The organism is Saccharopolyspora sp. NPDC050389, from assembly GCF_040655595.1.
GTDB lineage: Bacteria > Actinomycetota > Actinomycetes > Mycobacteriales > Pseudonocardiaceae > Saccharopolyspora.
Map to the genome: position 1 here is coordinate 77,120 of NZ_JBFAKG010000007.1, position 12,533 is coordinate 89,652.

Annotated in this window: 10 protein-coding genes and 2 pseudogenes; 4 read left to right on the forward strand and 8 right to left on the reverse strand. The window is 70.6% G+C overall.

All coding sequences use genetic code 11. The annotated features are described in order from the left end of the window. Positions 1 to 179 precede the first annotated feature (179 nt). Entirely contained in the window at positions 180 to 1,913 is a 1,734-nt protein-coding gene (locus AB0I53_RS06550) for a DUF4153 domain-containing protein (RefSeq protein ID WP_358597478.1), read from the forward strand. 117 nt (positions 1,914 to 2,030) lie between these two features. Here the strand turns inward: AB0I53_RS06550 and dxs are convergent, their stop codons facing one another. From dxs to AB0I53_RS06575, 5 genes and pseudogenes are all read right to left on the reverse strand, one after another. Then, on the reverse strand, positions 2,031 to 3,965 hold the full coding sequence (gene dxs, locus AB0I53_RS06555; RefSeq protein WP_358597480.1) for a 1-deoxy-D-xylulose-5-phosphate synthase: 1,935 nt from the start codon (positions 3,963 to 3,965) through the stop codon (positions 2,031 to 2,033). A gap of 362 nt (positions 3,966 to 4,327) precedes the next feature. Then, positions 4,328 to 5,464: a hypothetical protein gene (locus AB0I53_RS06560; protein ID WP_358597483.1), complete on the reverse strand. Its 1,137-nt coding sequence runs from the start codon at positions 5,462 to 5,464 to the stop codon at positions 4,328 to 4,330. Positions 5,465 to 5,647: 183 nt separating this feature from the next. After that, positions 5,648 to 6,229 (reverse strand): NAD(P)H-dependent oxidoreductase, encoded by a 582-nt coding sequence (locus AB0I53_RS06565; protein ID WP_358597486.1) that lies wholly within the window; start codon positions 6,227 to 6,229, stop codon positions 5,648 to 5,650. A 54-nt stretch (positions 6,230 to 6,283) separates the two neighbouring features. Beyond that, complete coding sequence (locus AB0I53_RS06570; protein WP_358597489.1) at positions 6,284 to 6,670, reverse strand: DsbA family protein; 387 nt, start codon at positions 6,668 to 6,670, stop codon at positions 6,284 to 6,286. A 95-nt stretch (positions 6,671 to 6,765) separates the two neighbouring features. Next, positions 6,766 to 6,903: pseudogene (locus AB0I53_RS06575) on the reverse strand (dithiol-disulfide isomerase); the annotation flags it as partial. Positions 6,904 to 6,955: 52 nt separating this feature from the next. On the opposite strand from AB0I53_RS06575, the pseudogene AB0I53_RS06580 reads away from it, so the two are divergent. Beyond that, positions 6,956 to 7,198: pseudogene (locus tag AB0I53_RS06580) on the forward strand (MerR family DNA-binding transcriptional regulator); the annotation flags it as partial. On the opposite strand, the gene AB0I53_RS06585 reads toward AB0I53_RS06580, so the two are convergent. The 3 genes from AB0I53_RS06585 to AB0I53_RS06595 form a co-directional block, all read right to left on the reverse strand. Further along, the gene (locus tag AB0I53_RS06585) at positions 7,087 to 7,533 is read right to left on the reverse strand and encodes a hypothetical protein (RefSeq protein ID WP_358597798.1); all 447 of its coding nucleotides are present in this window, start codon (positions 7,531 to 7,533) and stop codon (positions 7,087 to 7,089) included. The pseudogene AB0I53_RS06580 and the gene AB0I53_RS06585 sit on opposite strands and share 112 nt — an antisense overlap. Positions 7,534 to 7,689: 156 nt before the next feature. Beyond that, the gene (locus AB0I53_RS06590; protein WP_358597492.1) at positions 7,690 to 8,931 is read right to left on the reverse strand and encodes a TRAM domain-containing protein; all 1,242 of its coding nucleotides are present in this window, start codon (positions 8,929 to 8,931) and stop codon (positions 7,690 to 7,692) included. After that, positions 8,903 to 10,930: an APC family permease gene (locus AB0I53_RS06595; RefSeq protein WP_358597495.1), complete on the reverse strand. Its 2,028-nt coding sequence runs from the start codon at positions 10,928 to 10,930 to the stop codon at positions 8,903 to 8,905. The genes AB0I53_RS06590 and AB0I53_RS06595 overlap by 29 nt, the downstream gene beginning before the upstream one ends. A gap of 234 nt (positions 10,931 to 11,164) precedes the next feature. Here AB0I53_RS06595 and AB0I53_RS06600 point away from each other — a divergent pair, with 234 nt between their 5' ends. Next, on the forward strand, positions 11,165 to 11,830 hold the full coding sequence (locus AB0I53_RS06600; protein WP_358597498.1) for a TrkA family potassium uptake protein: 666 nt from the start codon (positions 11,165 to 11,167) through the stop codon (positions 11,828 to 11,830). After that, positions 11,830 to 12,501 (forward strand): TrkA family potassium uptake protein, encoded by a 672-nt coding sequence (locus tag AB0I53_RS06605; protein WP_358597501.1) that lies wholly within the window; start codon positions 11,830 to 11,832, stop codon positions 12,499 to 12,501. The genes AB0I53_RS06600 and AB0I53_RS06605 overlap by 1 nt, the downstream gene beginning before the upstream one ends. The last annotated feature ends 32 nt before the right edge of the window (positions 12,502 to 12,533 follow it).

Sequence of the window (12,533 nt, forward strand, 5' to 3'; positions counted from 1 at the left end):
CGGCGGCGGGGCGGGGCGGCGTGCACGACTGCGCGCCCGGCCCCGACCAGGCAGCCGGGAGCGGACCCGTTCCGCCGGGCCGGCCGGGCGAAAAATCCTCGCAAATTCGGCAGATCCAGCGAACCGATTCGGCCGTCGTGCGTCCAATGGGAAAGCGATCGACGCACCGCTGGAGGATCATGCCCGGCAAACCGAACCAAGCGCCGGAACCGGATGACGCCGCAGGGCGGGAGGTGACGCCCGAGGAGCCCGACACCCCGGACAGGTCGTCCGCGGAAGCCACACCAGGTGAGGACGCCGCAGTCGACTCGAACGAGCAGCCGGCGGGCGAATCCGATCGACCTGCCGCCGCATCGGAAGCCCCCGAGACGGGCCCTCCCCAGGCGGCCCAGGGCGCGCCGTTACCGCCGATGCAGCCGGTGCCGGGGGCTCCGGTGCCGATGGCCCCGATGGCGCAGTTGCCGACACCCGCGGGAACTCCTTATCCACCGCCCTACCCGCTGTACGCCCCACCACCGCCGCTGTTCGACGCCTTCTGGCCGCGACCTGGGGTCTCGGGCGCTCCCGTGGCGTTGGTCGCGGCGGTGATCGGCGGCGCCGCCGCGGCGATCTTCGTGCCGCTGGGCAGTGCCGGGATCGGCTGGCCGCTGCTCGGCCTGACCACCGCCGCCGGGATGTTCCTGGTGGGCCGCAAGGCGGAGCGAAAAGTCCACATCGGACAGATCTGCTGGGCGGCGGTGGCCTTGCTGCTGCTGTCGGTGTGCGCCTTCCGATCGGCGGACTGGCTCACCGCGTGGTGCGTGCTGATCGCCGGGGTCGCCGGAGTGCTCGCGGTGACCGGCGGGCGGAGCGTGCGGGCGTTCGGACTGGCCGCCATCGCGATCCCGGTGGCGGCCCTGCGCGCCCTGCCCTGGACGGTGCGGGGCCTGCGCGAACGCGGCCCCGGCCCGGTCGGCCTGCGGCTCGTGGCGTCGCTGGTGGTCACGGTTGTGCTGCTGCTGGTCTTCGGCGCGCTGTTCGCCAGCGTCGACGAGAACTTCGCGGCGCTGGCCTCGGCCGTGCTGCCGCGCCTCGATGGGGAGTCCTTCTTCCGCTGGACGTTCGTGCTGGTCGTGTTCGGGATGGCCGCCCTGGGCGCCGCCTTCACCCTGCTCCGCCCGCCGGAACCGGCGGAGGCGACCAGAGAGGTCAAGACGCTTCGGCGGCTCGAATGGGCGCTGCCGATCGGCGTGCTGGTAGTGCTGTTCGCGGCGTTCATCGCGGTGCAGAGCACTCCGATGTTCGGCGGTGAGCAGCACGTTCAGCACACCGAGGAGCTGACCTACGCGGACTACGCCCGCAGCGGTTTCTGGCAGCTGACGTTCGTCACGATCCTCACCCTGCCGATCATCGGTGCCGCGGCGCGCTGGGCGCCCAAGCGCACCCAGTTCGACCGCCACCTGCTGCGCGGACTGGGCGGCGCGCTCGCGGTGCTGACGCTGCTCATCGTGTTCTCCGCGCTGATCCGCATGTGGGCCTACCAGGACGCCTACGGCTACACCGTGATGCGCCTGCTGGTGATGTCCTGCGAACTGTGGCTGGGCGTGGTGTACCTGCTGGTCATCGCCGCCGGTGTCCGGCTGCGGGCCGGGTGGCTGCCCGCCGCGGTGGTCGGCACGGCGATGGCGGCGCTGCTCGGGCTGGCGGCGCTCAACCCCGACGCGTTCATCGCCGAGCGCAACATCGCCCGCTTCGAGGCGACCGGCAAGCTCGACCAGGACTACCTGGAGAGGCTGTCGGCGGATGCGCTTCCCGCGCTGCAGGGCCTGCCGGAGGAGGCCCGCGGGCCGATCATCGCGGAGATCACCGAGGACCTGTTCGACGAGGGCTGGCGCTCCTGGAACCTCTCCGATCACCTGGCGCGTCAGCCCTGACGTGTCGCTCGGGGCCGACCGGCCCGTCAACGTGATCAGCGGGTGTTGCCTCGTCGGAGGCAACACCCGCTGATCTGCGACAAGGACGACCGACGGCGCGTGCCGGTCGCCGAAAGGTCAGCCGTTGGCCGCTTCCGGGCGGTCCGGGTCGGCCGCGACCCGCAGCGGAACCCGACCGTCGCCGCGCTTGGCGACCCACTCGGTGATGCGGCGGGCGATGTCCTGCTCGGTGAGGCCGAGGTCGGCCAGCACCTCCTCGCGCGAGGAGTGCGTCAGGAAGCGGTTCGGCACCGCCAGGTCGCGCAGCGGCACGTCCAGCTCCGCGTCGCGCAACGCCGCGGCCAGCGCCCAGCCGAACCCGCCGTGCCGCCCGCAGTCCTCCAGCGTGACCACCAGTTGGTGCTGCGCGGCCATCTCGACGACCTGCTCCGGCACCGGCACCACCCAGCGCGGGTCGACCACGGTCACGCCGATGCCCTGCGCGGCGAGCCGCTCCGCCGCGGCCACCGCCAACTTGCCGAAGGCGCCGACCGCGACCAACAGCACATCGTCCGCACCCGCCGAGCGGCGCAGCACGTCGACGCCGCCGACCCGCTCCACGGCCGGGACCTCCTCGATCACCGAGCCCTTGGAGAACCGCACCACGGTCGGCCCGTCGTCGACGGCGACCGCCTCGCGCAGCTCCTCGCGCAGCGTCACCGCGTCGCGCGGCGCGGCGACCTGGATGCCCGGGATCAGGCCGAGGATCGACAGGTCCCACATGCCGTTGTGGCTGGCGCCGTCGTCGCCGGTCACGCCGGAACGGTCCAGCGTCACCGTGACCGGCTGCTTGTGCAGCGCCACGTCCATCAGCAGCTGGTCGAACGCCCGGTTCAGGAACGTCGAGTACACCGCGAACACCGGGTGCAGGCCGCCCATCGCCAGGCCGGCCGCCGAGGTCATGCCGTGCTGCTCGGCGATGCCCACGTCGATGCAGCGATCCGGGTACGCCTCGCCGAACTTCTTCAGCCCGGTCGGGCCGAGCATCGCCGCGGTGATGGCCACCACGTCCGGGCGCTCGGCACCGATGCGCACCAGTTCCTCGGCGTAGACGTCCGTCCAGCTCTTCGGGGCCGGCTTGGTCGGCAGCCCGGTCTCCGGGTCGATCACCTTGACCTGGTGCATCTGCTCGGCCTGGTCGTTCTCGGCCGGCGCGAACCCGTTGCCCTTGCGGGTCACCGCGTGCACGATCACCGGGCCGCCGAAGGACTTGGCCATCTGCAGCGCGTGCTCCATCGCGCGCATGTCGTGGCCGTCGACCGGGCCCAGGTACTTGATGCCGAGGTCGGAGAACATCACCTGCGGGCTGATCGCGTCCTTGATGCCGCTCTTGGCCGCGTGCAGGCCGGTGTAGAGCGAGCGCCCGACGACCGGGAGGTTGCGCAGCGTGCGGCGGCCGCTCTCCAGCGCCTTCTCGTAGCTGGGGTTCAGGCGCAGCGCGGCGAGGTGCTCGGCGAGGCCGCCGATCGTCGGCGAGTAGGACCGGCCGTTGTCGTTGACCAGGATCACCACCGGGCGCTCCTGGTCGGCGGCGATGTTGTTCAAAGCCTCCCAGCACATACCGCCGGTGAGCGCGCCGTCGCCGACGACCGCTACCGCGTGCTGCGGCTTGCCGCCGAGCTGGAAGGCGCGGGCCAGGCCGTCGGCGTAGGACAGCGCCGTGGAGGCATGGCTGTTCTCCACCAGGTCGTGGGCGCTCTCGGTGCGCGACGGATAGCCGGAGAGGCCATCGCGCTTGCGCAGCTGGTCGAATCCGTCCTGCCGACCCGTGATGATCTTGTGCACGTACGCCTGGTGCCCGGTGTCGAACACGATGGCGTCCTGCGGCGAATCGAAGACCCGGTGGACGGCCAGGGTCAGCTCCACCGCGCCCAGGTTCGGCCCCAGGTGCCCACCGGTGCGGGACACCTTATCGATCAGGAAGCGCCTGATCTCCGAAGCCAGTTGCGCCAGCTCAGCGTGATTCAGGCGCTTGACGTCGGCCGGACTTCGCACGGACCCCAGCAGCGTCACCGTTCCACCTCACTTGTCGTGCCGGTCGGGTTCATTCGCATGCCGGGGCCGGGCTGGCTGCCGGGCTCCGCCGCGATGCATAGCGCGTCCCAGTTTACGGAGCGGGCTGTCGGCGGCCCGGCGTGGTGCGCCGCACCGCGCGGAACCGCACAGCTATCCGGAGCACCACCTGCGGATACCGCCAAACCGCGGCCCCGCGGACCATCCGATGCGACCGAGGCCATCAACCCGGATGGCCGAAGGGCTCGACTCCGGACGCCCTACCGGCCGCGCGCGAACAGCTGTCGTCCCTGGTCAACGACCTTCGGCGATGGCGGGTGACCAACGCTGTGGGGATCGTCACCGATGTCCGGATCTCGCAGTCACAGGAACGGGCGCCACTCGGGCAGCGGAGCGTGATCCAGGCGGAGGTCGCCCCAGGGCGGGCTGCCGGGCGGCAGTTGGTGCAGTTCGGCTTGATCGAGGCGGCGACGCACCCGGAGCCAGTCGACGGCCAGGAACACGCCCGTGCCCAGCACGATCACCGCGATGATCCACGGCGCCGGATCGCCGATGTCCCGGCCGATCGCTGTGGTCAGCAGCATCGAACCGAGCACCGCCAGCGCGCCGCCGAGCAGGAGCCGGAATCCCGGGTACGCCTGCGCCTGGCTACCGCGTCGCACCGTCGTGGTGCGGGCGGCGGCCCAACCGCGCAGCCGGTGCCAGGCGGCGAGGTCCTGCGGGCCGGTGCGCAGCGGCCACGCCGCGGTGGCGCGTCGCCGGACGATCGCGGCGACCAGCTGCGGATCTGCGACGTGCACCACCCACTGCTGCGCCCCGGCGACCAGGCGGAGCGCCGGGCCGCGGCGCAGGCGGATGCCGGTGCCGCCGGGCAGCGGCCACCAGCCGCCCCCTTCGCCGCTGATCTCGCCGGCCTGCGCGAAAGCCAGTTCGGCCAGCGGCAGCGCGTGCCGGACCCGTCCGGCGCTGCCGGTCCGGGCGAGCACGATCCGGTCCCGGCCGATCAGCAGGCTCTCGCTGCCGAGCGCGTCGAGCGGCACCGGGATCTCGGCGTCCAGCTCCGCGAGATCCTTCGCGAGCCTGGCGAATCGGCGGCGCGCCAACACCGCCAAGGCCGGCGAGGCGATCACGGCGGCCAGCGAGATCAGGCCGATCGGCGCGGCGAACAGGACGTTCACGATCGCTTGCGGCACGGCGGCGAGCAGCGCCCAGCCCGGCCAACGTCGCGGCGTGCGGAAGTCGGCCAGCCACGCCGCCGCCGCGACCACGATCCAGCCCGCGGCCCAGCCGCTGAAGTAACCGGGCACAGTGGACAGTACGAGCAACAGCAAGCCGGTGGGAATCAGCACGATTCCCAGTGCCGCCAACAGAAACGCGGTCATCCGGCGCGCCGGCACGGCGTCCGGCGCGGTCGTCTCCGGACCTGGGACGGGCTGCACCGCGGTCCCGGAAGCGGGCGGGGCCGGGAGGACCTCCGGCACGTGTTCGCGTTGCGTCATCTCATGAATCCCGTTCCCGGCCGGGCCACCTCGTCAAGCCACACCGCGACCCCTCAACGTTCGAGCAGGAGCCCACGTTATCCGACCTCCAGCAGGGCTGTGCACTCGACGCGGCGGGGCATCGGGAAGAGATCCACACCGAAAACGCTCAGCGAAAGCCCAGGCCAGAGCCCGACGAGAAGGTCAGCCGCCGTAAGGGCTCTCGGCGCGCGCGTCGCGCAGCGCGTTCCCCCACCAGGCCAGCTGATCGAGCAGCGCCTTCGCGGCCACCGGGCCCGACTCGCCCTTCATCCGTCCATCCTCGTCGAACTGCTCCCACGCGAGGTGGAGACTGACCACTTCGCGCACGGTCACCGCGTGCAGCTCGGCGAAGACGGGGCGCAGGTGCTCCACCGCGCGCAGCCCGCCGGACAGCCCGCCGTACGACACGAAACCCACCGGCTTCGCCCGCCACTGCGCGTAGTGCCAGTCGATCAGGGTCTTGAGCGGTGCCGGGTAGCTGTGGTTGTACTCGGGCGTCACCACGACGAAAGCGTCGGCGTCGTCCAGGCGCGGGGTCACCGCGGACAAGACCTCGAGCGCCTCATTCGAAGGAGTGGCCGACAGCGCCGACGGCAGGGAGTGATCGGCCAGATCGATCACGTCCAAGGTCATGTCGTCACGCTCTTCCGCCAGGCCGGCGAACCACGTACCAACAGTCGGGCCGAACCGGCCTTCACGGGTGCTGCCGACGATCACGGCGAGGCGGAGAGGAGAACCGGACATCACACAACTCCTTGGTGTGCATAACAATTGCACAATTCTGGGCCGTACGTCGGGTTAGGCAGCGGATGGACTTTCGAGGACCTGCAGAAAGATTGCTTCCGACTGCGCTCCGGACAGGCTGGTTCCGTCGTCGAAGACGAACAGCGGGACGGATGTGACCCCGAGCCGGCGGGACCGGTCGAGTTCCGCCTGCAGTTCCACCGCGTTGTCCTCATTGGACGGAACTCCCACGTCCGCGGCGAGCCGGCGCAGCGTGTCGGGATCGCCGATGTTCAACCCCTCGGCGTAGTAGGCGCGGAACAACCGCTCGGTCATGCGCTCGGCAAGCCCGAGTGCGTCGGCGGCAGCCACCAGGGGATGCCCGCCGAAAGTGTTGGTGAATACGGCGCTCTCGAAATCCACCGCCAATCCGTCCGCCACGCCGAAGGTGCGGTCCGCCACGATGATCCGCGCCTGCTCCTCGCCGAAACCCTGCTTGTGGACCTCGAAGAGGGGCTGGCCGCCGGCTCGTCCGGGGCGAGTTGGACGGGGCGGAAGACGATGTCTACTTCTCCACCGGCGACGCGATAGCGCTCGGTGGCCCGGAGGAGGCGCGTGAATCCGAGGTACGAGTGGACGCAGACCAGGTCGAAGAAGAACTCGGCACGTCGAGTCGTCCGTGTGTTCAATCCCATGTGCACACCTTCCGACTTAAACCTTGGTTCAAGTCAAGCCAATGTTGTGCACATGCCTCAACTTCCAGCCTCCGCGCCCGAACTGACCGTCGGGGAACTGTCCGAACGCAGCGGCATTCCGGCTTCTGCACTGCGCTTCTACGAACGCCAAGGGCTCATCGACAGCCACCGCACGAGCGGCAATCAGCGGCGGTACAACCGCGACGTCCTGCGCCGGGTGGCATTCATCCGCGTCTCGCAGCGCGTAGGTATCTCGCTCGCCGCCATCCGGTACGCCCTCAACCTGCTGCCCGAGCCGGGCGTCATCAGCCCGAGGAGGAAGACCCCGACGGTGCACGAGGCGGCGTTGCCGATCACGAACACCTTGTAGCTACCGGTCTTGGTGATGATGCGGCCGACCGCCATGTTGACCACCATGGAGGCCAGGGAGTTGGGCAGCAGCATCGAGGCCTGGCTCGCGGTGTTCCCCTGCGCGTCCTGCAGGTAGATCGGCAGGAAGGTCATCACCGTGAAGAGGATGGCGCCGAGCAGCGCACCAACCCCGGTGATCAGAGAGAAGTTCGCGTTTCGGAAGAGCCACGGCGGCAGCAGCGGAGCGGGGCAAAGCTCTTTTTCCGATCCATGCGGCAAGGCAACAACTTGAACAAGGGTTCAAGTCAAATCGCCTGCCGCGCGCACCCCGAGCCCGCGGCTGAAGAGAACCCGTCACGCTCGTGAACGAGCGACCTGGCCGAAGGGATTCTTGGCTCCGCATGGTTCCGGAGCCAAGAATCCCGGCGGCCTGGCTCAGGTCGAACTGACCGGCTCCAGCAGTGCGATGCATTCGATGTGGTGCGTCATCGGGAAGGCGTCGTAGGCCTCGAGCTCGGTCATCCGGTAGCCGCGCTCCGCGAACAGGCCGACGTCTCGCGCCAGCGCCGCCGGATCGCACGCGACGTGCACGATCCGCGCCGGGCGGCGTGCGGTCACCGAGTCCACCACTTCCCGGCCGGCGCCCTTGCGCGGCGGGTCCAGCACCACGACGTCCGGCGCCGGCAGGCCCTCGTCGGTCGCCACCGCCTCCACCGTGCCCGCCCGGAACGACACCTGCGGCAGGTCCCGCAGGTTCGCCACCGCGTCCTCCACCGCACGCTTCGACGACTCCACCAGCACCACTGAACCCGCCGGGCCGACCTGCTCGGCGAGCACGGCCGCGAACAGGCCGACCCCGCCGTAGAGGTCCCACGCCACGCCGCCCGCCGGCGCGGCAGCCAGCCGCCCGACGACCTCGGTGAAGGTGTCCGGAGCGGCCTTGTGCACCTGCCAGAAGCCCTGCACCGCAACGTCGAACGGCCGCCCAGCCGCGGATTCACGAGCCACCCCGTCGCCCTGCACCTGCCGGGCGACGGCACGCCCGTGCCGCCGCTGCGGCTTGTGGTCCACGGCCGTGACGTGCACGCCGCCGGCGGAGTCGGCGGCCACCGTCAGCTCCGCGCCCGGACGCCACCGGCGGTTCGTGACCTCCTCCACCGCGCCCTCGACGGTGATCGGGCAGTCCTCCACCGGGATCACCCGGTGGCTGCGGTGCGCGCGGAATCCCGCCTGGCCCTTGCGGTCCACCGCCAGCCGCGCCCGGCTGCGCCAGCGCAGCAGCCCGCCGGGCAATTCCCGCACCCGAACCGGCCAGTCGATCCCGGCGATCCGCTGCAGCTGCTCGGCGATCACCGCGGCCTTCAGCTCCCGCTGCGTCTCGCCGGAGGCGTGCTGCCAGTCGCAGCCGCCACACCGGTCGCGGCCGAGCGCCATGTCCGCCATCGGGCACGGCGGGCTCACCCGCCCCGGCGCCGCGGTCAGCACCTCGACCGCGTCCGCCCGGCAGAAGCCGCCACCGGCGTCCTCCGTGACCTCCGCGACGACGACCTCGCCGGGCAGCGCGTGGCGGACGAACACCACCCGGCCCTCGTACCGGGCGACGCAATGGCCACCGTGCGCGACCGGCCCGATCTCGACCTCCAGCCGCCTACCGGTCCAGTCCGGCCTTTCGGTCACTGTTCACCTTCCCGTTCGTACCCAACCCGCGCCGGGCCGCGCCCGGCATCGAGGTGAGCTGCTTCTGGCGGACCCGCGCGGACGACTCCAGCTGCCACGGCACGCTGGTGACCATCACACCCGGCTGGAACAGCAGCCGGCTCTTCAGCCGCAGCGCGCTCTGGTTGTGCAGCAGCTGCTCCCACCAGTGGCCGACGACGTATTCGGGGATGAACACGGTGACCACGTCGCGGGGGCTGTCCCGCCGGATCCGCTTGACGTATTCGAGCACCGGCCGGGTGATCTCCCGGTACGGCGACTCCAGCACCTTCAACGGTACCGGGAGATTCTCCGCCTCCCACCGCTTCGTCAGCTCGCGGGTGTCCTCGTCGTCCACGTTGACGGTGACGCCCTCGAGCACGTCCGGCCGCGTGGCGCGGGCGTAGGCGATCGCGCGCATGGTCGGCAGGTGCAGCTTGGAGACCAGGATCAGCGCGTGGTTGCGCGACGGCAGCACCGCGTCCGCCTCCTGCTGCTTGAGCTCCTCGGCGACCCGGTCGTAGTGCCGGCGGATGGCGGTCATCAGCACGTAGATCGCGGCCATCGCGGCGATCGCGATCCATGCGCCGTGGGTGAACTTGGTGATCAGCACGATCACCAGCACGCTGGCCGTCATGAACAGGCCGAAGGAGTTGATCGCCTGCGCGCGCCGCATCCGCCGCCGGGCCTGCGGGTCGGTTTCCTTGCGCAGCAAGACGTTCCAGTGCCGGATCATGCCGCTCTGGCTGAGCACGAACGACATGAACACGCCGACGATGTACAGCTGGATCAGCCGGGTCACCTCGGCCTCGAAGGCGAACACCAGGATGATCGCCCCGGCGGCCAGGAACAGGATGCCGTTGGAGAACGCCAGCCGGTCGCCGCGGGTGTGCAGCTGCCGCGGCAGGAACCGGTCCTGCGCCAGGATCGAACCCAGCACCGGGAAACCGTTGAACGCGGTGTTGGCGGCCAGCACCAGGATCAGACCGGTGAAGGCCACCAGGTACCAGACTCCGAGCGGGAAGCCCGTGAAAACCGCGCCGGCGAGCTGGGCGACCAGCGTCTTCTGCTCGTAGCCCGGCGGCGCGCCGATCAGTTGGTGCGCCGGGTTCTCCGCGATCACCGCGCCGGTCAGCTGGGCCAGCACGATCAGCCCCAGGAACATCGCGACGGCGAATCCGCCCATCATCGCCAGCGTCGTGGCCGCATTGCGGGACTTCGGCTTGCGGAAGGCGGGCACCCCGTTGCTGATCGCCTCGACACCGGTCAGCGCCGCGCTACCGGAGGAGAACGCACGCAACACCAGGAACACGAACGCGACCCCGGCCATCTGTGCCTCATCGGGCACGATCCCGAAGCCGGCGCTCTCGGCGCGCAGTTCGCGGCCGAGCACGAAGGTCTGGAAGAACCCCCAGCCGATCATGCCGAGCACGCCGATGAGGAAGGCGTAGACCGGAATGGCGAACAGCGAACCGGATTCCCGGACGCCGCGCAGGTTCATCGCGGTCAGCAGCGCGATCGCCCCGACGGCGAACAGCACCTTGTGCTCGGCCACGAACGGGATGACGGATCCGATGTTCGCCGCAGCCGAGGAGATCGACACCGCGACGGTGAGGATGTAGTCGACCAGCAGGGCGCTGGCCACCACCAGGCCGAACCTGCGGCCGTGGTTGACGGTGGCGACCTCGTAGTCGCCGCCACCGGAGGGATAGGCGCGCACGTTCTGCCGGTAGGAAGCGACCACCGTGATCATCACGAGCGCGACGACGATCCCGATCCACGGGCTCACCGCGAACGCCGACACACCTGCCGCCGAGAGCACCAGCAGGATCTCTTCGGGCGCGTACGCGACGCTGGACATGGCGTCGGACGAGAAAATCGGCAGGGCGATGCGCTTGGGCAGCAGCGTGTGCGCGAGGCGATCGCTGCGGAACGGCCGACCGACGATCAACCGTTTCGCCGCGGTTGCGAGCTTGGACACGGCACAGAGCGTAAGCGCAAAGGCGGGTCGACTGGCGACCCTGGCCGTCGGAATTGCTCTCAGGTCACATCCTGCGCGCCGCCCTGCCCACGGGGGCGGCTCACCCGGTACGGTGCACCAGCCCGGAAGCGATGGGCGCGAGCCGATCCGGATCCGCGCCCGTGCCGGTACGGTCGGCAGACGATCGCGAGGTCGTCGCCGGAACCCCACACCCCGCAGCGAGGAGACAAGGTCGTGCACGTGGTGATCATGGGCTGCGGCCGGGTCGGGGCCTCCCTGGCCACGGCCCTGCAACGGCTCGATCACACCGTGGCCGTGGTCGACAAGAACCCCCAGTCGTTCCACCGCCTGGGCAAGGACTTCCGCGGCCAGCAGGTCACCGGCAACGGCTTCGACCGGGACATCCTGGTCGAAGCGGGGATCGAGCGGGCGGCCGCGTTCGCCGCGGTGTCCAACGGGGACAACTCCAACATCGTCTCGGCCAGGGTGGCCCGCGAGACCTTCGGCATCGAGCACGTCGTGGCGCGGATCTACGACCCCAAGCGCGCCGAGGTCTACCAGCGGCTGGGCATCCCGACCGTGGCCACCGTGCCGTGGACGACCGACCGGTTCCTGCGCATGCTGCTGCCCGAAGGCGTCGCCACCGCGTGGCGCGAGCCCTCCGGCACCGTCGCGGTCCTGCAGCTGCCGCTGAACGACGGCTGGGTCGGCCGCCGGGTCGCCGAGCTGGAGGCCACCACCGGCGCTCGGGTCGCATTCATCATGCGGTTCGGCAACGGCGTGCTGCCGGGCGCCAAGACCGTCATCCAGGCCGACGACACCGTCTACGTGGCGGCGCTGTCGGGCACCGTCACCGACGTCACGGCGGCGGCCCGCCGCACACCCGAGGAGAGCGAGTAATGCGCATCGCGATCGCGGGCGCCGGCGCGGTCGGCCAGTCCATCGCGCGGGAGCTGCTCGAAGGCGACCACGAGGTCCTGCTGATCGAGCGGAGCATCCAGAACTACCACCCGCAGAACATCCGCGGCGCGGAGTGGATGCTCGCCGACGCCTGCGAGCTGGCGTCGCTGGAGGAAGCCGGGCTGGAGTCCTGCGACGTGGTCATCGCGGCCACCGGCGACGACAAGGTCAACCTGGTGGTGTCGCTGCTGTCGAAGACCGAGTTCGCGGTGCGCCGCGTGGTGGCCCGCGTCAACGACCCGCTCAACGAGTGGCTGTTCACCGAGGCCTGGGGCGTCGACGTCGCGGTGTCCACGCCGCGGATGCTGGCCGCGATGGTGGAAGAAGCGGTCAACGTCGGTGACCTGGTGCGGCTGATGACGCTGCGGCAGGGCCAGGCCAACCTGGTCGAGGTGACGCTGCCGGATTCCACGCCGCTGGCGGGGCGCCGGGTCCGCGACCTGAAGCTGCCTGCCGACGCGGCGCTGGTCACCATCCTGCGCGGCGGCCGGGTCATCGTGCCGCAGGCCGACGACCCGCTGGAGGCGGGCGACGAAATGCTGTTCGTGGCCACCGCGGACGTCGAGCAGCAGATCCGGGCCATCATCCACGACCGCCAGCCCACCGACTGACGGAATTCCCGGCTCGGCAGCTCGCCGAGCGG

Bases quoted from the DNA above. Each gene is read 5' to 3' on its own strand.
- AB0I53_RS06550 (WP_358597478.1), top strand. From the start codon at position 180: ATGCCCGGCAAACCGAACCAAGCGCCGGAACCGGATGACGCCGCAGGG.
- AB0I53_RS06560 (WP_358597483.1), bottom strand. From the start codon at position 5,464: ATGACGCAACGCGAACACGTGCCGGAGGTCCTCCCGGCCCCGCCCGCT.
- AB0I53_RS06565 (WP_358597486.1), bottom strand. From the start codon at position 6,229: ATGTCCGGTTCTCCTCTCCGCCTCGCCGTGATCGTCGGCAGCACCCGT.
- AB0I53_RS06605 (WP_358597501.1), top strand. From the start codon at position 11,830: ATGCGCATCGCGATCGCGGGCGCCGGCGCGGTCGGCCAGTCCATCGCG.